Annotated in this window: 19 protein-coding genes and 1 pseudogene; 5 read left to right on the top strand and 15 right to left on the bottom strand. The window is 38.2% G+C overall.

Going from position 1 to position 20,595, the window contains the following annotated elements:
* Positions 1-139 precede the first annotated feature (139 nt).
* Positions 140-1,612, top strand: coding sequence for an NAD(P)/FAD-dependent oxidoreductase (locus NSS92_RS08435; protein ID WP_340867324.1), 1,473 nt, complete (start codon positions 140-142; stop codon positions 1,610-1,612).
* A 33-nt stretch (positions 1,613-1,645) separates the two neighbouring features.
* On the opposite strand, the gene hag (NSS92_RS08440) is transcribed toward NSS92_RS08435, so the two are convergent.
* The 5 genes from hag (NSS92_RS08440) to NSS92_RS08460 all read right to left on the bottom strand — a co-directional run bounded on the left by hag (NSS92_RS08440) (position 1,646) and on the right by NSS92_RS08460 (position 7,602).
* Entirely contained in the window at positions 1,646-2,545 is a 900-nt protein-coding gene (gene hag / locus NSS92_RS08440) for a flagellin Hag (RefSeq protein ID WP_060596062.1), read from the bottom strand.
* A 288-nt stretch (positions 2,546-2,833) separates the two neighbouring features.
* Positions 2,834-3,706, bottom strand: a complete 873-nt coding sequence (gene hag / locus NSS92_RS08445) for a flagellin Hag (protein ID WP_214755248.1) — start codon at positions 3,704-3,706, stop codon at positions 2,834-2,836.
* A 266-nt stretch (positions 3,707-3,972) separates the two neighbouring features.
* On the bottom strand, positions 3,973-4,875 hold the full coding sequence (gene hag, locus NSS92_RS08450; protein WP_267586058.1) for a flagellin Hag: 903 nt from the start codon (positions 4,873-4,875) through the stop codon (positions 3,973-3,975).
* A gap of 230 nt (positions 4,876-5,105) precedes the next feature.
* A complete protein-coding gene (locus NSS92_RS08455; RefSeq protein WP_340867325.1) occupies positions 5,106-6,587 on the bottom strand; it encodes a Kelch repeat-containing protein in 1,482 nt (493 codons plus the stop codon).
* Between the two features lie 394 nt (positions 6,588-6,981).
* Complete coding sequence (locus tag NSS92_RS08460) at positions 6,982-7,602, bottom strand: TetR/AcrR family transcriptional regulator (protein ID WP_024424970.1); 621 nt, start codon at positions 7,600-7,602, stop codon at positions 6,982-6,984.
* Positions 7,603-7,811: 209 nt separating this feature from the next.
* Here NSS92_RS08460 and NSS92_RS08465 point away from each other — a divergent pair, with 209 nt between their 5' ends.
* Positions 7,812-8,924 carry an NAD(P)-dependent alcohol dehydrogenase gene (locus tag NSS92_RS08465; protein WP_340867326.1) on the top strand — a complete coding sequence of 371 codons (1,113 nt, stop codon included), beginning with the start codon at positions 7,812-7,814 and terminating at the stop codon, positions 8,922-8,924.
* A 69-nt stretch (positions 8,925-8,993) separates the two neighbouring features.
* Here NSS92_RS08465 and alr read toward each other — a convergent pair whose 3' ends face one another.
* Together alr and NSS92_RS08475 are read right to left on the bottom strand one after the other, a co-directional pair.
* Complete coding sequence (gene alr, locus NSS92_RS08470) at positions 8,994-10,175, bottom strand: alanine racemase (RefSeq protein ID WP_340867327.1); 1,182 nt, start codon at positions 10,173-10,175, stop codon at positions 8,994-8,996.
* 182 nt (positions 10,176-10,357) lie between these two features.
* A complete protein-coding gene (locus tag NSS92_RS08475; protein WP_340867328.1) occupies positions 10,358-10,969 on the bottom strand; it encodes a GlsB/YeaQ/YmgE family stress response membrane protein in 612 nt (203 codons plus the stop codon).
* Between the two features lie 144 nt (positions 10,970-11,113).
* Here NSS92_RS08475 and NSS92_RS08480 point away from each other — a divergent pair, with 144 nt between their 5' ends.
* Positions 11,114-11,461 (top strand): YunG family protein, encoded by a 348-nt coding sequence (locus tag NSS92_RS08480; protein ID WP_340867329.1) that lies wholly within the window; start codon positions 11,114-11,116, stop codon positions 11,459-11,461.
* A 55-nt stretch (positions 11,462-11,516) separates the two neighbouring features.
* Here the strand turns inward: NSS92_RS08480 and NSS92_RS08485 are convergent, their stop codons facing one another.
* The 5 genes and pseudogenes from NSS92_RS08485 to NSS92_RS08505 form a co-directional block, all read right to left on the bottom strand.
* The gene (locus NSS92_RS08485) at positions 11,517-11,966 is read right to left on the bottom strand and encodes a GyrI-like domain-containing protein (RefSeq protein ID WP_267586052.1); all 450 of its coding nucleotides are present in this window, start codon (positions 11,964-11,966) and stop codon (positions 11,517-11,519) included.
* 249 nt (positions 11,967-12,215) lie between these two features.
* Positions 12,216-12,347, bottom strand: a complete 132-nt coding sequence (locus tag NSS92_RS08490) for a hypothetical protein (protein ID WP_267586051.1) — start codon at positions 12,345-12,347, stop codon at positions 12,216-12,218.
* Positions 12,337-13,469: pseudogene (locus tag NSS92_RS08495) on the bottom strand (response regulator aspartate phosphatase). Before NSS92_RS08495 ends, NSS92_RS08490 begins: the two are co-directional and overlap by 11 nt.
* A 129-nt stretch (positions 13,470-13,598) precedes the next feature.
* Entirely contained in the window at positions 13,599-14,018 is a 420-nt protein-coding gene (locus NSS92_RS08500; RefSeq protein WP_087977363.1) for a GNAT family N-acetyltransferase, read from the bottom strand.
* 41 nt (positions 14,019-14,059) lie between these two features.
* The gene (locus NSS92_RS08505) at positions 14,060-15,217 is read right to left on the bottom strand and encodes an MFS transporter (RefSeq protein ID WP_340867330.1); all 1,158 of its coding nucleotides are present in this window, start codon (positions 15,215-15,217) and stop codon (positions 14,060-14,062) included.
* 112 nt (positions 15,218-15,329) lie between these two features.
* On the opposite strand from NSS92_RS08505, the gene NSS92_RS08510 reads away from it, so the two are divergent.
* Complete coding sequence (locus NSS92_RS08510) at positions 15,330-16,235, top strand: LysR family transcriptional regulator (protein ID WP_324290781.1); 906 nt, start codon at positions 15,330-15,332, stop codon at positions 16,233-16,235.
* A gap of 252 nt (positions 16,236-16,487) precedes the next feature.
* Here NSS92_RS08510 and NSS92_RS08515 read toward each other — a convergent pair whose 3' ends face one another.
* Positions 16,488-17,384, bottom strand: a complete 897-nt coding sequence (locus NSS92_RS08515) for a macrolide 2'-phosphotransferase (protein ID WP_340867331.1) — start codon at positions 17,382-17,384, stop codon at positions 16,488-16,490.
* A 538-nt stretch (positions 17,385-17,922) separates the two neighbouring features.
* Here NSS92_RS08515 and NSS92_RS08520 point away from each other — a divergent pair.
* Complete coding sequence (locus NSS92_RS08520; protein WP_340867332.1) at positions 17,923-18,171, top strand: DUF2651 family protein; 249 nt, start codon at positions 17,923-17,925, stop codon at positions 18,169-18,171.
* A gap of 42 nt (positions 18,172-18,213) precedes the next feature.
* Here NSS92_RS08520 and NSS92_RS08525 read toward each other — a convergent pair whose 3' ends face one another.
* Together NSS92_RS08525 and NSS92_RS08530 are read right to left on the bottom strand one after the other, a co-directional pair.
* On the bottom strand, positions 18,214-19,044 hold the full coding sequence (locus NSS92_RS08525; RefSeq protein WP_340867333.1) for an SMI1/KNR4 family protein: 831 nt from the start codon (positions 19,042-19,044) through the stop codon (positions 18,214-18,216).
* A gap of 275 nt (positions 19,045-19,319) precedes the next feature.
* Positions 19,320-20,438, bottom strand: a complete 1,119-nt coding sequence (locus tag NSS92_RS08530) for a Rap family tetratricopeptide repeat protein (RefSeq protein ID WP_340867334.1) — start codon at positions 20,436-20,438, stop codon at positions 19,320-19,322.
* Positions 20,439-20,595: the final 157 nt, after the last annotated feature.

Consider the following 20,595-nt stretch of genomic DNA (forward strand, 5'->3'; position numbering starts at 1 on the left):
GAAGAAAATTTTCATATTTACGAGTAAAAAGCAATACTTTTCCTTTCTATATTCAAACGTAAATTTGCTATAATTAATCAATCAACATATGATGAAATGGTCATGTAACCATTTTATGTATTCATTGGAGGCGCATGTTGTGACACAACGCATGAAATATGAGCGGGCAATCGTCATTGGCGGAGGTATCACCGGGATGCTCGCTGCAAAAATTTTATCAACGTATTATCATCAAGTATTGATGATTGAAAAGGATGAACTGCCAGACTCTCCTGAGAATCGTCTCGGCACTCCTCAAGCCTTTCATCCACATAGAATGCTGCCACTTGGCAAGCAAATCGTTGAACGTCTATTCCCTGGTTATACAAAAGAGTTACTGGCAATGGACGGATTTAATACAATGCATCAAACCTCTCGATTTATCACAAAAGATGGCGAGTTAACGCTCACTGATACAGAAGAAACCGCCGTCACAAGACGCGCGATGCTAGAGTGGGTGTTGATGCAAAGAATGTTAAAAGAGGAACGTGTGCAATTTTTAGAAAAACATGAAGCCATCTCGCTTCAGTTTAAAGAAGGAACAAATCAGGTCATGGGGCTCATTGTGAAGGACCGGCAAATAAAGCCTGGAAGCATTCATGAAATGAAAGCAGACTTAGTGATTGATACGTCTGGAAGAATGTCTAAATTGCCAAAATGGCTGAAAGACGCTGGATTGACCTTACCACAGACTGATGAGTTAAGTGTGTTTCTAGGCTACAGCACAAGATACTACCAAATACCTCCAGGTGCGCCATACCTGCAATCAATGGTCGTAGTTGGACAGCCTCATAAACAAATCCCAACAGGACTGTTTGAACGGGTAGATCATGATTTAGTAGCTGTTCTTCTTTCTACAGCTGGCGGTTCACATTATCCAACAACGGATGATGCTCAATTTGATTCAGAAACCGCTGCACTGACTCATCCCGCGATAGCAGAAGCCATCACCCATTTAACGCCCTTTACAAAACCAAAAGGATTTAGAGTCCCTTCTTGCGTAAGACATCACTATGAACAAATGCAGGATTGGCCAAGTGGATTATTGGTGATGGGCGATTCCTTGTGTACGTTAGATCCCATTCATGGACAGGGCATGACCAAAGCAGCTCTTGAAGCACAAACACTTGACCGTATGCTCAAACAAGCACAAAAAAATGAGCGGCTATCCTTTGAAAAGGACGCATTACAACAAATGCAGCACGCGAGTGAACTTGGCTGGTGGCTTTGTGCGATTGCTGATATGGCGTGGGACGGCGTCGAGTTAAAAGGAGAAACAACCATCCCCCACTTGACGTTCGTACAAGAATTTTTAAATCGCTACGTACAATACGCCATTGTCACAAAACAGCCTGAATGTCTTGAGGCGTATCACCGGATGCATTCTTTCTTAACAGAACCGAGAGAAATCATTAACTTAGAACAGCTGCACAACATGATTCAAGCTGACACCTCTGGAGAAACCGCCGAATGGTGGAAGCAATGGGATCAAAAGAACGATGAAGACAACCGAGCTTTTTTCCATGAAGCGGTTCCTGATTTTCGTCTAGAGCACTTGCTGTCATTCAATTGAAATAAAAAAAGCCCCTTTAATGGGGCTTTTTCATTAACGTAATAATTGAAGTACGTTTTGTGGCTGTTGGTTTGCTTGTGCTAGCATCGCTTGAGACGCTTGAGAAAGAATGTTGTTCTTTGTGAACTCACTCATTTCTTTCGCCATGTCAACGTCACGAATACGAGACTCAGCAGCTGTTAAGTTTTCAGCAGAAGCACCAAGGTTGTTGATTGTGTGCTCTAGACGGTTTTGGACTGCACCAAGTTTAGAACGCTGATCTGAAACTTGTTTGATGGCTCCATCAATGATTGCTAATTGGTCGTTAAATCCACCTTCTTCATCTGCTGCAATTTCGGCGAAATCAGTTACTTTAATAGTAGAAACTGTTTTATCCTCAACTCCAAGTTTATCAGCAGACATTGCTTCAATATGAACCGACAATTGCTGCGCACCGTTAGCTCCAATTTGGAAAGTTAGTTTCTTCGCTTCTCCGCCTTCTGGCTCAGCAGCAAAAGTACCGTCAAGAAGTTTCTTTCCGTTGAATTCAGTACGGTCAGAAATACCGTTCTTATCTGTACCGTTACCAATTTCTTGAACTAGCGCATCAATTTCTTCTTGAATCGCACCTAGATCTGTATCATCCTGAGTACCTGTGTTTCCAGCTTGTACAACTAGTTCACGAATACGTTGAAGGATTGAGTGAGTTTCAGTCAATGCTCCCTCAGCGGTTTGAATAAGAGAAATACCGTCTTGTGCATTTTTCGTCGCCATTTCTAATCCGCGGATTTGTCCACGCATTTTTTCAGAGATTGCTAGACCTGCTGCGTCATCTCCTGCACGGTTGATTTTAAGACCAGAAGAAAGCTTCTCCATGTTCTTTTGTCCTGCCCCATTGTTTGCAGACAAACGGTTTAATGTGTTAAGTGCTGCGATATTGTGGTTAATTCTCATGTTAAATGACCTCCATGTGTTTGAACCAATTGGACGTCCTTATCCAAAAGTTCTAAATTAGAATTTTTTTGTAAGCCTTACAATCCATTTATCGAACCTTAATGGAATATGTTTAACAAAAAAGGAATAAATAAGGATAAAGTCTCATTCACTATGATCGTTTCGCTAGAGTATGCCAAATTTAAAGGTCATTTTTCATGATTTATCAGAGGGATTTAAGAATCATAAGACTGGAGGAAATTCGAAGAAAAAACAACATAAAAAAAAGCCCCATAAAGGGGCCTGTCATTAACGTAGTAATTGAAGTACGTTTTGTGGCTGTTGGTTCGCTTGTGCAAGCATTGCTTGAGACGCTTGAGAAAGAATGTTGTTCTTTGTGAACTCACTCATTTCTTTCGCCATGTCAACGTCACGGATACGAGACTCAGCAGCTGTTAAGTTTTCACCAGAAGCACCAAGGTTGTTGATTGTGTGCTCTAGACGGTTTTGAACCGCACCTAGTTTAGAACGTTGGTCTGAAACTTGTTTAATTGCATTATCAACGATATCTAGTTGATCATCGAAGCTAGTAGTTGCAAAATCAGTTACTTTAATAGCAGACACTGTTTTAGTAGCATCAGCTGGGTCTGTTCCAAGTTTATCAGCAGACATTGCTTTGATGTTTACATCTAATTTTTGAGCTTTGTTTGCACCAATTTGGAAAGTTAATGTAGCTGTTTCAAAGTCACCATTCAACAATTTTTTACCGTTGAATTCAGTACGATCAGAAATACCATTTCCATCCGTACCGCCGCCAATCTCTTTGACAAGGTTACTGATTTCTTCTTGAATTGCACCAAGGTCAGTTCCATCTTGTGTACCAGTATTTCCAGCTTGAACCACTAGTTCACGAACACGTTGAAGAATTGCATGAGTTTCAGTCAATGCACCTTCAGCTGTTTGGATAAGAGAGATACCGTCTTGTGCGTTTTTAGAAGCCATTTCTAATCCGCGGATTTGTCCACGCATTTTTTCAGAGATTGCTAGACCTGCTGCATCATCTCCTGCACGATTGATTTTAAGACCAGAAGAAAGTTTCTCCATGTTCTTTTGGCTCGCACCGTTGTTTGCAGACAAACGGTTTAATGTGTTAAGTGCTGCGATATTGTGGTTAATTCTCATTTCCTATTACCTCCATGTATATGGGACCTGACAGACATCCTTGTCTGAAAAAAGTCCTTGTTTCTAGGGCTTATCAACCCTGACAATTCTTTTATCGGATTATTTCACAGGAAGTTTAACATTCTTTCATATTTATTGATCAATTTTATATATCTTTATTCACTATTTAGTTTTATAAAGATTTCAATTCTGTTATTCGTTCAAATGATTATCATATAGCCTTTATTAATGAATACGAACAAAAAAGCCCCATAAGGGGCCTGTCATTAACGTAGTAATTGAAGTACGTTTTGTGGCTGTTGGTTCGCTTGTGCAAGCATTGCTTGAGACGCTTGAGAAAGAATGTTGTTCTTTGTGAACTCACTCATTTCTTTCGCCATGTCAACGTCACGGATACGAGACTCAGCAGCTGTTAAGTTTTCACCAGAAGCACCAAGGTTGTTGATTGTGTGCTCTAGACGGTTTTGAACCGCACCTAGTTTAGAACGTTGATCTGAAACTTGTTTGATTGCACCATCTACGATGTCTAGTTGTTGATCAAATGTAAGTGTTGGTGTAGGAGCAGCGAATTGTGTAACATCAAGGTTAGAGATCGCTTGTCCAGCTACAAGAGTTCCATCTGCTTGAGTAGCACCAAGTTTGTCAGAAGACATTGCTTCGATATTTACATCTAATTTTTGAGCTTTGTTTGCACCAATTTGGAAAGTTAATGTAGCTGTACCATCAGCAAAATCACCATTCAACAACTTTTTACCGTTGAACTCAGTACGGTCAGAGATACCATTTTTATCAGTACCGTTACCAATTTCTTGAACTAGATTGTTGATTTCTTCTTGAATTGCACCAAGGTCAGTTCCATCTTGTGTACCAGTGTTTCCAGCTTGTACAACTAGTTCACGAACACGTTGAAGGATTGAGTGAGTTTCAGTCAATGCACCTTCAGCTGTTTGGATAAGAGAGATACCGTCTTGTGCGTTTTTAGACGCCATTTCTAATCCGCGGATTTGTCCACGCATTTTTTCAGAGATCGCAAGACCTGCTGCGTCATCTCCTGCACGGTTGATTTTAAGACCAGAAGAAAGTTTCTCCATGTTCTTTTGGCTCGCACCGTTGTTTGCAGACAAACGGTTTAATGTGTTAAGTGCTGCGATATTGTGGTTAATTCTCATTTTCTATTACCTCCATGTATGTGGGACCTGACAGACGTCCTTGTCTGAAAAAAGTCCTTTATTCTAGGGCTTATCAACCCTGACAATTCTATTATCGGATGTGGTTATAGGATGTTTAGCAGATTTTTTAAAAGATATCACATTTTTTCATGACGTTAATCCTAATTTTAACAATTTTATAAAAATTAAAGCTGCTGATCTCTTATCAGCAGCTTTATCATTTATGAATTTCAGTATTGCTTGATATCAAACATTAAGATATTTTGGTACACGACGTAATCCTTCTTACTTGTGAAAGGACCTTTATTGTGTTCATCATTGATTTCATAGAAGTTCATACCAATTCCAAAGCTTCTTTCTTTATACCAGTTAAGAAAATCGTTGATTTCTTTCATTGAGAGCAGATAATCCTTTTGCAGCCCGTTTATCATGGTAATTGAAAGTATACCTTTTGTTGCTTCTTCACCTGGCTTTGTTCCATCTTGATCCTTTGGTTCTTCAGTTGTGCCATCACCTGGTTTTGTTCCGTCTTGATCCTTTGGTTCTTCGGTTGTGCCGTCACCTGGCTTTGTTCCGTCCTGATCTTTCGGTTCTTCGGTTGTGTCGTCACCTGGCTTTGTTCCGTCCTGATCTTTTGGTTCTTCTGTTGAACCATCACCTGGTTTTGTTTCATCCTGATCCTTTGACACTTTTTGCAGATCTTTTAATGGAATAGAAATAACAGATTTAAAATTGTTTTTGACAGAATGACTACCAATTGATTCAGCATAATCTCTTCCACCAATAACATATAATTGATCATCAGCAATAACTGCCACAGATCCAACTCTACCTTCAGGAATTTCATATAAGGAATCTTTGACTTGACTAGTTTGTGGATCAAATATCTGAACTTGTTTTAGTAATTTACTCGATCTATCTCCAATTCGCTGACCGCCAATTGTAAATAATTTATGATTGTATGTCACATAAGCAGCTTCATATGCAAAAGAATTTAATTGAACATCCTTTAACCGTTGCCACTTCCCTAGCGCCATATCATATTCTAATATATCTTTATCATTCGCTCGGCTAACATTAGCCTCACCACCAGCAATATATAACTTTCCATTTATCTCTGAAATACTTCTACCCTGACGAGGAGCTAATTGAGAATTATCTAAGCTTTCCCACTCTCCACTTACCGTATCATAGGAATAAAAATTTACTTGAGAGCTTGATAAAGATGCTACTATATAAATTTTTTCTCCAACTGTAACTGCTCTTAAGGAACCAGTTATATAAGATGTATATATAAATTTCTCAGGCATCTTAATTGGTTCTTCTGTCCATTGATCTAGTTCCGTATCATAAACATCGATGGTTTTGTGAACTGTTTTAGTTGTATCAGTAAGACCGCCAATAACATAGATTTTTTTACCTACTGTTGCGTAGGCAGCTCCTGTTCTTAATCTAGGCATACTTGCTTTTTCTGACCACAAATCAGTTTTAGGATCATACATATATGTCGAATTGTTGAATTTAGACTGCTGACTTGCTCCACCGAATACATATATTTTTCCCTCAACTACTCCTACGCTTGCTCCGATACGCTCTTCCGGTAAGTCCGCTCGCTTCGTCCACCCATTTGTTTCAGCAGCATGAGCTTTTAACGGATGAATTGTGACCATCATAAAAATAGTCAAAAGCACTAAGAATAAACCTTTTTTCATTATTTCATTCCTCCAAATCTTAAATATCCCTCCTTTTATCGACATATTTGTAATAACATTTAAATTTTACAATTGTGTCCCATCATAAATTCAGGATGCACACATTTCTATTAATATCTTTCTACATATATCAAACTTATCTGTATTTTTCTCTCTGAATATATCTTTCGATAAACGCAAATGAAGACCTCTCAGGCTTACTTTATCTTTTTTGCACCAAAAGCTTAAATTCTTAATTCGATAAAGCACATGAGTACCTCAAATGCAAAAATATAATTTTACATCTTCTTCAATGAAAATTTAGGGGCTTCACTCTCATTTAATAAATCAATTGACTCAACATCAAAAGTCATTCATTCAATCATCTAAATATATTGTGTGGTGAAGATATGTTCTAAGCATCACGTTTAATAATCGGTTCATCGCCATTCAGCTCAATCATGAGTGAGGATTGATTATATAATAAATTGATAATGCGGCGTGCCATTTCAGAGGGGGACGCATTGTAGTCATTTCTAATCCATTCAATGATAAAACCAAAGATGCCGTATGAACGATATTGGATAAAATAACTGTCGTTGATTTCTGCATACTGATCACTCACAAACGACATTCTATTTTGGAAGATGTATTGTATTTTCTTAAGCAATTGTTCTTGTATTTGCGGGATGCGATCTTCCATAACTAATAAATCATAATAGTCGCGATTTTCGACGATATATTGAAATACATAGGTGCCCTCTGGTTTCATGCGAGTTAAGTCTAACAGGGGATTTTCACGAGTCGGCTTACAAAATTCATATTCGAAATCTTCCATTTCCCGATAAATAAAATCTGCTGCTAGTTCATCTTTACTTTCATAATGCACATAAAACGTCGTCCGATTATAGTTTGCATTTTCCACAATATCCTTTACTTTTACGTGCGAATATCCTTTTTCTTTTACTAGTATTTTGAATGTTTGCCGAAGTGTTTCTTTTGTTCGCTCAACACGGCGATCCTCTTTTTTGATCATTGGCCCCTCCTTTAGACACTTTTTAAAAAATGTTGATTAGAGATACATAAATTCCTGTGTGTTGAAAACCTATACAAAAAAGTTTTTTTGCTGATTGAAACGAAAAATCTTTCGACCTACAATCAAATTAGTCATAAAGAAATGAATTTTTTGTGACATTTGATCTAACTTTATTAAATATTATACTATACAAAGTGAGGGCACATGATATGGAAATTCAAGCGATGGTCACAACAAATGAAAAAGATTTCGAGAAACAAACGTTATTACTAGATGACCCAAAAGCAGATGAAGTGCTTGTCAAAATTGTTGCATCTGGCGTCTGTCATACTGATGCGACAGTATTAGATGGAACGCTTCCTGTCCCACGTCCTGCTGTATTAGGACATGAAGGCTCTGGCATTGTAGTCAAAGCAGGTTCTAATGTCACAACCGTTCAAGAAGGAGACCACGTTGTACTAGGCTTCGCTTATTGTGGTCATTGTCATAATTGTCTAGATGGGAACGCAGGTGGATGTGAGAACATGATGCCTTTGAATTTCTCTGGTCGTAATAAGCATAATGAAACGCCACTTCATACACATGATCATCAAGATGTATCGCAATTTTTTGGTCAATCGTCTTTTGGTACATATGCTACGGTTGATGAGAAAAATGTAGTGAAAGTAGACAAAGAAACCGATTTGCGTTATTTAGGACCATTCGGCTGCGGCTTAATGACCGGGAGCGGTACTGTCTTAAATTCACTTGCTCCAGCACCAGGTACAAGCTTTGTAGTGTTCGGTACAGGCGCTGTTGGTTTAAGTGGGTTAATGGCAGCAAAAATCGCTGGCTGTGATCCGATTATTGCCGTTGATATACATGATAGCCGCCTTGAGTTAGCAAAAGAATTAGGTGCAACACATATCATCAACAGTAAGCATGAGAATCCAGCTGAAAAAATTAAGGAAATAACAGAAGGCAAAGGTGCACATTACTCATTTGAAACAACTGGTGTACCAGAAGTCACTCTAGCTGCCCTTCATTGCCTGCGTGTCAAAGGGACTTGTGCAACAGTAGCAGTAGGAAAGCGTGATTTAACATTTAATGTAACAAATGACCTAATGCTCAATGCTCTCACATTAAAAGGTGTGATAGAAGGGGATGCTGTTCCGCAACTACTTATTCCTAAACTAGTGAAGTTCTTTAAAAATGGACAATTCCCAGTTGAGAAACTAGCAAAATTCTACGAATTAGAAGATATTGAACAAGCCTTTGAAGATTCTAAAAATGGATCTACGATTAAACCAATTCTTATTTTAGATAAAGAGTATCGTGCTTAAGTCGTGAAAGTTAGCCCCCTTGCCATGTAAAGGGGGCTAATCGAATTTTGCAGTCTGCTTAAATTGAACTCACACATACATCACCGGCGTCGATATTTTAATAATCTTCCCGCCTCGACGGTAAAATCTTGGAACGCGGCGGCTTAAGGTGGCGATGACTTCGTAGTTGATCGTATTGAGCATTTCGGCGATTTCATCGACAGAAATTTCTCCGCCTTTTTGACGGCCGTAAATAACGACTTCCTCGCCTTGCTTTGCTTTCATTTCTCCTAAACTGATCATGGTCATATCCATTGTGACTCGGCCAGCAATCGGCACTCGTTTTCCGCGGAAAAGCATAAATCCTCGATTGGATAAAGCACGTGAGTACCCATCTGCGTAACCGATCGGTATGGTCGCAATGACTTCATCAGGTTTTGCTACATAGGTTGCCCCATAGCTGACGGTCCTTGGCTTAGTCACCATTTCCTTCACGAACGCAATCCTTGCTTTTAAACTAAGAGCGGGCTCTAGCTTAACAGCGTCTAAACTCTCAATGTATTGCGAGGGATACAGTCCATATAGCCCGATGCCGAGCCGAATCATATCTGCGCTAAATTCAGGAAACGCGATAGCAGCCGCTGTATTGTTCATATGTACCGTGGGCAGTGTAATGCCTTGTTTTTTTAAGAAACGAAGAAAATCAATAAAAATGCTGTGCTGCAACAGTGTGAAATCAGGATCAGGCTCATCCGCAGTGGAGAAATGCGTAAATATTCCATCCCATCTCAGGTTTTCACTCTCTTCAAGCGCCTCTACCACTGCTAACAACTCTTCCTTTGTCCGTACACCTAATCGTCCCATCCCCGTATCGACATTGACATGAATCCCCAGGCGATGCTGACTTTCTTCTTCCGCTAAGATCTCATTTGCTTGAACAATCCAGTCTTCACGTAGGCCGGAGAGATCAATTCTCCAAGCTGCAGCCCTTTTCACACAGTCGAGCGGGGTAAATCCAAGGACCAGAATCGGTGCTTCAATTTTTGCTCTTCGCAATACAATGCCTTCTTCCAAGCTGGCAACTGCAAGCTCTGTCGCACCGCTTTCTAATGCCTGCCGCGCTACCTCCACTGAACCGTGTCCATAAGCATTCGCCTTCACCACAGCCATGATCTTACTTTTCCTTGGAATATGCGCTTGAATGGCTTCGATATTTCTTTTTATCGCGTCAAGATTAACCTCAATCCAGACTTCCCTGCAAAGCTTTTGCATGTATGTTTCCTCCTCATCACATGAGTCATTTTGATATCAATGTTCGTTTTCGTGTCTAGTCTATCTTTATTCATTTTTGAGAAAAACATTCAACCGCAATGACTGAACCAGCTTTGTCTTGATTGACATAAAAAAAGAAACCACATCAAATTGTGATTTCTTCTTTATGAACAGTCATTTCATTAATCCGCAGATTTCATCATTGAATCAATTTCATGATAAATTTCCTCCAGATTTTCTCGTTCAGTCAAATATTCGGCGTCGCTCTTACGAACTGGCACATCAAATTGCAGGAAGTTGATCGTAATCGTTGATGATTCCTGATCATTCATAGTTAATCTTAATTCAAGTGTCGAGATCTCTTCATTATTATCACTCTCAGTAGAATATTTAATCGGTATACCATCTTCTAACATGTCAACTTGTTTCAACTCTTTCAAGGAAAGCTCAGTGACTTCAAACCTGAATTTTCGAGATGAGCCGCCTGGTTGATGTGTAATAAAGCGCATTTTCTTTCGCTCATCATCAATGGCAAAGCCTTTATCAACATTTTGTGAAAAGATGTATGTTGAAGCCTGAAAACCGTCTTCTTGAAAAAGCATCATCATTTTATCTAATAATATGTTTGGATCATTCTTTTCTTTTTGTCTTTGCAGCCTTCCTGCTATCCATAAAATGACCATTGCGCCTATGATGCTAAAAACCGTTCCCAACCCATTACCTACATTTACGAAAACAGTAAAGCCTAAAATAGCAACAATAAAAGCAATTACAATGCCTATGATGAATATCACACCATGCTCCTCCTGTCATGACCCTTCATTGTTAATATTGATTTAATCATAGTATAGCATCTGGATTTTGATTGAAAAAAAATCTACTATAGACTAAACAGATACTACATTCATTTCACTTTTTATATAGAAAGGATTTTTATAATGAATCTCTACACGACAGACGAAATCATTGATGCTCTTTATAAAGCATGGTCTTCTCAATCTAGTTCAAAATGGAGTAAAGACAACCCGGCAAACGGACAATGTGGTGTCACTTCTTTAGTCGTACATGATCTTTTAGGCGGAAAAATAAACAAGACCGCATTACCCAACGGATGGCACTTTTACAATGTAGTGAATGGAATAAGAATCGACTTTACTTCTTCACAATTCTCAGAGGAAATCGTTTATATGGATCTACCTTCAAATCGAGAAGAAGCATTTCAAGATACGAATGAGGATCAGTATCGTTATTTAAAGGAACGAGTCGTAGAATATTTAAACATATAATATTCATGAAAACAGACCATAAGAGGTCTGTTTTCATTGCAGTTTGATAAAGTGTTTAAAAGATAGGCAGTAAGAATTCACACACGCCTTCTTCTTCTCTATATCGCTCTATAATAGGTGCCTTTCGCATGTTTAATTGATTGTTTTGGATCATTTGAGGCAATTGTCTCAAAAACAAATTCACTTTTTCGGTTGTATGTGTCACCGTAAACACAACATACTTTCCTCCTTCAAAATGACCAGTCTGAACCATTTGATCTTTTGAAAAATCTCTATTTGTCATAAACATGAGGTCGTATCTGCATTTTTCTGCTGGAATTTTTCTGGGATCATCTTGAGGAACACCATATATACCATATTCCTTTAATTCATCATTTAAATGATGTTGCTTGATCCATTTTTTAAATCTCTTCATCATCTCAAAATTCTCTTTGCTACCATATGACCCTATATTTCTCATATACACCATTTTCATATTCGTTAACATTTCAATTTTGTAATTCATGATTTCCCTCCAACTCGTATTGGAAGACTGGCCAATCATTCCTTACAAACAACGGTAACATCCTTTAAAATATAATGCAGTAGGATATTAAAAATAATGTAGTGTATGATGGAAAATACATATTTTTCAATATTTGAATCTTTAAAACAAAAAAGAACGGACAACGGCCGCTCCCTTTCTATTACGATTCATTTTTTGAAGGCTTAGCACATTGAAAACCAAAAAAGCCATTAAAAAGGCTCTTTTAGTTTAAGCAAAATAACCGATACTAGATGTATGTCCTCTTTGGGCTTCATTATGGATATCGTTTGCCGAAACATAGCTAAAAGCACCTAACACACTGACAATTATAAATACGGTTGCTACTGACTTAAATTTCATAAAGACAGTCTCCCCTTTTAATTTGGTGTTGGAAATATAGAATCTTCTCGTAAAATTCGTTTGAGCGTTCTATATCTCCTGCTTTATTATAATGCTTCGCTGCATCTTTCGCTAAATCTTCAAGATTTGCAAAAAAAGACTTTGATTCCAAATAAGCCATTGACTCTGTTATACGATTCACATTGTTATCTATATATAGTGATTTCAACATAATGAATGTATTTATAAAAATATCATCCTTTAATTTTTCAGCTAACTCGATCCCATAGTTTAATGCATATAAACCTAAATCACTCTGATTATCTTTAAAGTATGATTTTGTCAACATGACCAGCGGATCAAGGATTTTGCTTAAATGCTCATATCCCTGTTCTTTAAACGAATGAATAGATTCATTAAAATATTTAATTGCCATTGAAAGGTTATTGTTATGAAAATAACTCAACCCTAAATTATAGAGTGCTGATCCTTTTAATCGTTTTGTTGAGTTGTCGGCGGCTTTTTCTAGTGCGTGTTGAAAATGGGGTATTGCTTTTTCGGGGCAGCCCATATCTATATAGTTTAATCCGATCACAAAAGAACATTGTATTTCTCTTACTGTGTATGTATCTTTTTCTCGATAGCATTCTATCGCCTGTGCGATATGGTGCATGGACATGTGGTTTGTTTCATGTGGTAATAGATTTCAGCCATCTTGTAATTGAACTCGGCCCGTTCAATATCGTCACTGACAAGAGACAGCTTTTTTTCTGCCCGTTTATAGAAGGTAATTGCATTTAGGTATTCATAATTTTCAAATTCGTACATGCCGAAGAAAAAATTGAAGTAATACTCGAGTAATCCTGTTAATTTCTCTTGGTCCCTTTTGATCTTCATTGCGAGTTCCTTGAAGTTGGCCCGCTCTTTCCCATTTTCTAAAGGATTCAAGTAATCAAGCATTAATTTATGTCTGAACTCCATGAGTGAGAAATACAATAATAAATCTTGATTTTCTTCCATATGATCAAGCATTGATTTGATTTCCTCTTTATATGCTTCGGCGTCCGGTACGTTAAATCTTTGAATATGATAATACCATTCATTGATTTTCAAACCGACGTGAGAAGAAAGCACTTTCTCCATCAGCCCTTACCCCTTCCTCTATTTTCCCTATAATGACATATATTATCATTTTATGTACCATTCGACACCGAAAAGAAACCGCAAAAAGGCCCAATAAAGGGCCGTGAAAATGATAAAATAAAATGACTTCTATTCATAAATAAGCACCCAGTATTCCGCCCCAGGTTCTCCTTCTTCTACAACAGCCTTCCACCCTCTTTTTTGATAAAAAGATAAAGCTTTGTGATTTTCGGAGACACATTTGAGGGTGACCGGTGTTCCCAAAACTTTTATCGCTTGTTTGAGCAGCAGATCGCCAGCCCCTTGACCAGCAGCTTCTGGATGTACAAACAAGAGGTGAATAAAACGATCTGGTACATATAGAGAAATGAATCCAAGGATTTTATTGTTCTCCTCAGCTAAGAAAATTTGCTCTTCCTGCGTATCTTGATCAAAATCTTGCAGATTGAGTTCTTCTGTATTGAGCCAGTGAAAGCTCTGGCGTCGGGATTCTAAATAGATTTGTCTTAATTGTGGATAATCGATCGTTTTTGCCTCTCGAATGAGCAATAGAATTCCCCCATTTTTATTGAAATGTGAAGCAGCATTATTTAACTCGACACTTCTCCTTCTTTTCTACCAAGTTTCATTGATAACTGAACGCCAATCATTAACGAGACGATGACAAGCATTGCCACAATGGAAGCATAAAAATGTCCGCTTAGATCGAAAACCAAGCCAATGAAAAACGGACCGAATCCTCCCATGATATACCCGCCCATCTGCGACATGGCGGACCAAGTTCCGGCTTCCTCTGGAGTACGCGTCTCTATAATCGGTAACATGAGCGCTAAAGGAAATAATCCACCTGCACCCATACCTAGGAAAATGACAGCTGGCAAGATCGGCATTGGCAGGAGAAGAAAGATGAGACCAATCAGCTCAGACAGACTGCATAAGACGAGAAATAATTTCGGTTTTCCTAATCGAGTAACGACCGCTGGAACGAGTAGTGCCACTGGAATCTGAATGAGTGTAAATATGGTCAAGAGCATGGCAGCGTATTGCGGACTGTTTCCGAAACTAAGAGCAATCGGTGAAATCCATGCCGTCAAAGAATAAAACATACTAGACATAAAGCCAAAGAACAAGGTGAATTGAATGGCCTTTTTGTTTCTCAGCGGCAATTTTAACGGCAACGTTATATGATCACTCTGCTCATTTTTGCGAACTAAACCTACCCATAGAATAAGTGCAACCACCCCTAGAATAGCCCAGCAGGACAATGCAAATGGAAGATGATGCTGACTGCGTAGATAAATTGGAATCGTGAAGCCGGAAGCAAGCGCTGCACCTATCGTCATCGAAATTGAATACACACTGACGATACCAGGATTTCTCGGGAAATATTTTTTAATAAAACTAGACAATAAAGGACCCGCGAAGCTAATCCCTACACCCCCTGCAAACGCAGTCATGAGCAGTATAGCAACCGATTGGCTTGTCCCACGCAGTGCGGTGGCAATCGTGATAAGAAGAATCGAGAAAAACAGCGTTCTTTCTAAACCAAACCGCCGGCTGAGTATCGTCGCAACAGGAGCAAATATTCCCATACAAAGAACAGGCAAAGTGGTTAAAAGACTAGCTGTCAGTGCGTTTACGCCAAGCTCTGATTGAATCATGCTCATCATGGAAGCCACGGAAGTAATGATCGGACGTAAGTTTAATGCCGCTAAAAATAAAGCGGCTAAATAATATATTTTTTTCATCAATACCCTTCTTTCTCTCTCATCTTGTTAAGGTTACTTTGAGTATAAATCTGCTGCATTCATTGATCAATACAATAAATCGTATTATGATGATAGAAAAAAACTATCATTTATGAAAGGTGGACATATGGATACCCGGCATATTACCTATTTTATGGCTGTATTCAACCATTTGCATTTTACAAAGGCTGCTGAGCAGCTAGGCATATCACAGCCTACACTTAGCCAGCAAATTCGACTGCTTGAAGCAGAAGTTGGGATGCCGCTCTTTGATCGAATCGGCAAAAAGGTCGTTGCTACCGAAGCTGGTTCGCTGCTTTATCAATATGGCATGAAAATGCTTCAAGCTGAAAGAGATGCAAAAAATGCGATGAAAGAACTATTATCAGAAAAACGAGGAACCGTGCGTCTCGCAGTACTCCCCTCCGATCTTGATTTTCAGCTGGTTCCACTTTTTGTAGAATTTAAAACACTTTATCCCGAAACCAATCTGAAGGCATATTCAAATATCTTCGTTCGTGACGAAGTCCTTTCGCATAAAGTGGATCTCGGCATCGGACTGCGAGGGCCTGCGGATAAGCGGCTCGTTCAAATTCCACTTGGAAGTGAGCCCTACGAATTATTTGTTCATTCAGAAAGTGATTTGGCCCAAAAGAGCGAAGTGACATTAAAAGAGCTGACTCAGCATGCGTTGGTCATGTATCCGAAGGGATATCTAGGAAGGGATTTAGTAGATGACGTATGTAAAGAACAGGGTGTTGAACTGGACACTGTCATGGAGGTTGGGTCCGCGTTTTCGCTATTGCAGCTGGTTGAAGCGGGAATCGGTGCAACCATTCAGCCAAGAGGATTACTAAAACAACATTCGACGTGGCCCAATATTGTTTCGATTCCTATTGCTGAGCCAGCACCTGTCCGTCACTTGGAATTAATTTATTATGCAGATCGATTTGTCAGCAAAGCACAGCAGCAGCTATCTGAATGGCTGATAGACTTTTTCAAATCAAGAACAAATTAAAAAGTGAGGTTAACACATGAAGAATGCAAACAGCATATTTACATTCGAGCAAATCCCACAATTGCAAAATTTCAATCCTGGGAAAACTTCACATACGAAGATGCTGAATCATTTGTTCAACATCAATATCGAGTTCATTTATAAAAAAGGAAAATCCAAATCAGTTTTCATTGATCAACTCAAACAGTTTTTTCATGATTTAGATTAAAAAAAGCCCTTTTTAGGGGCTTTTTTTGGATTCATTCTGATTGATTAGCTTTCGTTTGCCAACATGTATGCTGCAGTTTCATGCATATCTTTCAATCCTGATCTCTGTGCATACTCGGCCACAGTGATCGCACTTGTCGTCAGAAGTTCTATTATATGTTCATCCATTCCTGGCCAAGTTCTCCCGCCTGCTTTTTCATACGCATGGATAAGTTTTGTTAACCCTTCTTTCCCAAAGAGAAGTTGATGCGACAAAAAGTCTGCAGATACATCACCAACCCCCACTTCAGACCAATCAATCACACCCGTCACACATTGATTTTCATCAATCAGAATGTGGCCAGGATGCAAATCTCCATGCTTCACTCCCACGAAAGGCGGCCATAAAGAATCTTTAGCTAGCCATTCTTGCCAGCGCTCCCATAAACCGCTGTTAATGGTGTATTGCGATTTGACACGTTCCATTCGCTGTTTCATTGTTCCTCTTAATTCATGAGCACTGAGCATCTCCACACCGATCGTTTTAAATGGCTGTTGATCTAAGGAATGTACATTCGCTAAAACTCTTCCTAATGATTCATAATAAGCTTGCGGTACTTTCGTTTGATCAAAACTCCACACATATGATTGCTTCTCCACATCAATACTAGCCGCCGGTACCCCCTCTAATTGTTTATAAGCAATCAGACTTTCTGTAAAGATAGACCACTGAGGGACCTGAAATTGAACCTGTTTTCTAATATGATCTAATGTCTTTTTTTCTTGTAAGGTATGTTTCATTGATTCAGGTCTGCGAGGCACTCTTAATATCCATTGATCACCATGTAAATCTTCGACATGCGCGACACGAAAATCAACACCTGATTCATTTATTTTAATGGTATTCTCTGAAATTTCTAATCCGTGATGATTGGCTAACTGTTTTAATTCTAGTCTATTCATATTCATTCCTCCAATTGCTCATTTAGTCATGATCAATAGGCATCAAGAATATCATCACAAAAAACCACAAAAGGCTACTTTATGTGGTCAGAGTAAACAAAGCTAGACTTATGCCTTTCTTTGTATGTTAAAAACATACAAAAAAGACAGAACAATTATCTGCCTGTCTTCTAGTGAAATTGCATACTTTCCCGCTGAAGATCATTAAAAATGTGCAGACTACCCCGTTTACTCCGTTTGATGAAAACAGAGCCTTTGAACATATGAAATTACTGATTGTTCAAAGTTTGCTGGCGTAATCTTCCTGCATGCATCATCTTTAACCATCCTCCTCTTTGTCATATAAAGTTACTATACTTTATTTAAATATGACTTTCAATAAGATGACAAAATAAAGGATTTATAACCCCAGACATTTTATTAAATTGCATAAAATGAAATAATTGTATTTATTCATGTTATGATATGGTTATTAATTCTTTTGTCTAATAATTTATGAAACTCAAATGTAGCTAAGTCATATAAAGGGAGAATTGGTATGACTCATTTAGAATTCGCATTCGGCTTGCTTCCAGTCAGTATGATCATCGCTTCTTTTATCGTCACATTGATTGTACAAAAGATTTATTTCATGCCAGTTGTGAGCTTTATCATTTTACTCATCCTGACATTTACACTTTTTAATGTCTCTTTCTTAGGGTGGTCAGTTGTTTACACTTTAGGCTCATTCATTGCTTCATATATCGCATTATTCATCATGAAAACTTTAAATAAAAAGAGGTCTTAAACTACATTTTAAAAGCCCTTTTCAGGGGCTTTTATTCTTTCACTATCGTTTTTTCACTGGATGAATGTCTTCTCCCAAAAAAGCGGTATTAGGCTCACCACTATTTTCTAGAAACTCCGCTATTTCTTTCAGCTCTTGATTGATAAGGTCATTTCTTTGCATCTCCGGGTTTAACAGAAGGATGGAGTGAATCGTTGTCGCTGCTTCATACAAAACATGTTGATCTTTTATCTGTTGGATGCATTGTTTCATACGATTGAAAAACCATTCGATCTCTTCTGTTTTTTCCATCGGATAATGTGCCATTTTAAAAAGATTCTGCTGACGAAGGTCTTGTCTTTCAAAAATTTGTTCAAGCTCTTCTTTACTGACATACAAATCCGAGGATTCCTCATCAATCTCTACTACCTCGACCATGGCGTCTTCAGCTGTATATAACTGCTCAATAAATTCATCGAAAGTATCCGCCAGCTTAAAATCCACTCCCATCTCTAAATCAAAATAGTGAATAGGAGGATGTTCCTTCGTTTCTCGATAATCCATTGCGATCCATGTATCTTCTTCTCCGCTGATGAATACAAGTCCCTCAGGCAGCTCCAATTCATCACTTAACTGGGGACTATTCATGATGCCATCATCTTTGGCGATTCCTCTTAAATGGTCAAATTGAACATGATCCTCAGCCCATGAATTCGGCTTTTCGGTTGGAAAAGCATTGCGAACTGTAAAGCCACCGTTCCATTCTAAAATGAGCTTTTTATATGTATCAGGTAAAGTGACACCAAGTGTTCCCTCTGCCTCACGAATTTTTTCCTCATCTATCTTTTCTAACGTGAAAGGACTCTCTTCTTCTTTCTCCCAAAATGGTTTCAAAGTGGGGACCTCCCTATATCTATTGAGATAAGTATAACATTGACCAACTGTTCATTTGCTCATTCTACTTCATAAAAAAACAGACTATTAAAGTCTGTTTTAATCTTGTCTATACGTTTTCAGAGGTTGTATTTCGATCAATCATAGTCGTGTTTCGATTTGATTTTTGTTGTTCCTCCATAGTTGTATTCCGAATTGATTTTGTTTCAATGTTTCTTAAAGTTTCTACTGTTGAAACACTTAACAATACAATGGATACAATGACTAGTAATTTTTTAATAATCATACAGACACTCTCCTTTTTGAATATCATTTTGAGCTTTAAGAGCCTTTCTGTAATATTCGGCAGCTTTTTCAAAGTCCCCTTTTTTTTCAGAAGATAATCCTATACTTTGAGCAAAAGCCTCTACATAGACATATAGTTGCTTTCCATCAAAATAATTTAGCACCTCTTGAATTGCTTTCTCATTAGCATCTATATAAATCGCTTTTAAAGCTTTAAATAACATCAAACACAACGAATCATTTATCTCTAAGGAGCACTTAAGACCATCTTCTACGAGTGGAGCGGCTTCATCATGTTGACTAGACTTATACAACGACCAACTTAAACTAAATAGGGTGATTGGTTTTATATCGATACTTCGTGGTGTAATAATGTCTAAAACTTCTCTGTAGCGTATGATTGCTTCAGTGTACTTTTGTTGTCGATCATATGTATTCGCTATGTTCAATAGAATTTTAGCAATTAACATATTATCGGCGAGCTCTTCTGCTATAGAAAAAGCTGTATTTAGATGCTCTAACGACTTGTCATATCGCTTGAAATCATCATAATTTCCTGCAATAACAATCAAGCTTTGTATTTGGCGAACTTTATATTGTTCATGCTGCTTATAGATGTCTAAGGCTTTTATAATATGATGCATAGAAACATGAGTTTGTTTCATAATATAGTAGGCTTCAGCCACCTTGAAGTGGAACTCCGCTTGCTCAATATCATCGACAACCAGTGCGAGCTGCCTTTCAGCGATCTTATAATATTGGATAGCCTGTATGTATTCTTTCTTACTAAAGTCATACATTCCTCTAAAAAAAGCATTATAGTATTGCAGCATACCAGAAAGTTGATGATTTGAATTTTCGATTTTATCAACCAAATCAGAAACAGCAGGCGATCGTTTTTCTGAAGGTTTAATATAATCGAGCATAAGCTGATGTCGAAAACACATCAATTGATAGTAAATGAGCAGGTCTTGATCCTCTTCCATTCGCTCAATTTCTCGTTCTACCTCAGCTTTCAAAATCTCTGCATCGGGTACACTGAATTGCCGAATCATTTTATACCATTCATTTATTTTCACACCAACATGTGAAGAAAGAACTTTCTCCATCCCTCATTCCCCTTCCATTAATTTCCCTTATATTACATTTATTATCACATGCATGAGTTTACAAGGCACCGAAAAGAAACCGCAAAAAGAACAATTGAGTAACCGCGATTTTACACATTTCTTCTCACAACAGAAAAAGCAGACTCTGCAAAGTCTG

Source organism: Bacillus sp. FSL M8-0166 (assembly GCF_038008825.1).
GTDB classification, from domain to species: domain Bacteria; phylum Bacillota; class Bacilli; order Bacillales; family Bacillaceae; genus Bacillus; species Bacillus safensis.

Bases quoted from the DNA above. Each gene is read 5' to 3' on its own strand.
- hag (WP_060596062.1), bottom strand. From the start codon at position 2,545: ATGAGAATTAACCACAATATCGCAGCACTTAACACATTAAACCGTTTG.
- hag (WP_214755248.1), bottom strand. From the start codon at position 3,706: ATGAGAATTAACCACAATATCGCAGCACTTAACACATTAAACCGTTTG.
- hag (WP_267586058.1), bottom strand. From the start codon at position 4,875: ATGAGAATTAACCACAATATCGCAGCACTTAACACATTAAACCGTTTG.
- NSS92_RS08455 (WP_340867325.1), bottom strand. From the start codon at position 6,587: ATGAAAAAAGGTTTATTCTTAGTGCTTTTGACTATTTTTATGATGGTC.
- NSS92_RS08460 (WP_024424970.1), bottom strand. From the start codon at position 7,602: ATGATCAAAAAAGAGGATCGCCGTGTTGAGCGAACAAAAGAAACACTT.
- NSS92_RS08465 (WP_340867326.1), top strand. From the start codon at position 7,812: ATGGAAATTCAAGCGATGGTCACAACAAATGAAAAAGATTTCGAGAAA.
- alr (WP_340867327.1), bottom strand. From the start codon at position 10,175: ATGCAAAAGCTTTGCAGGGAAGTCTGGATTGAGGTTAATCTTGACGCG.
- NSS92_RS08480 (WP_340867329.1), top strand. From the start codon at position 11,114: ATGAATCTCTACACGACAGACGAAATCATTGATGCTCTTTATAAAGCA.
- NSS92_RS08485 (WP_267586052.1), bottom strand. From the start codon at position 11,966: ATGAATTACAAAATTGAAATGTTAACGAATATGAAAATGGTGTATATG.
- NSS92_RS08490 (WP_267586051.1), bottom strand. From the start codon at position 12,347: ATGAAATTTAAGTCAGTAGCAACCGTATTTATAATTGTCAGTGTGTTA.
- NSS92_RS08505 (WP_340867330.1), bottom strand. From the start codon at position 15,217: ATGAAAAAAATATATTATTTAGCCGCTTTATTTTTAGCGGCATTAAAC.
- NSS92_RS08510 (WP_324290781.1), top strand. From the start codon at position 15,330: ATGAAAGGTGGACATATGGATACCCGGCATATTACCTATTTTATGGCT.
- NSS92_RS08515 (WP_340867331.1), bottom strand. From the start codon at position 17,384: ATGAATAGACTAGAATTAAAACAGTTAGCCAATCATCACGGATTAGAA.
- NSS92_RS08520 (WP_340867332.1), top strand. From the start codon at position 17,923: ATGACTCATTTAGAATTCGCATTCGGCTTGCTTCCAGTCAGTATGATC.
- NSS92_RS08530 (WP_340867334.1), bottom strand. From the start codon at position 20,438: ATGGAGAAAGTTCTTTCTTCACATGTTGGTGTGAAAATAAATGAATGG.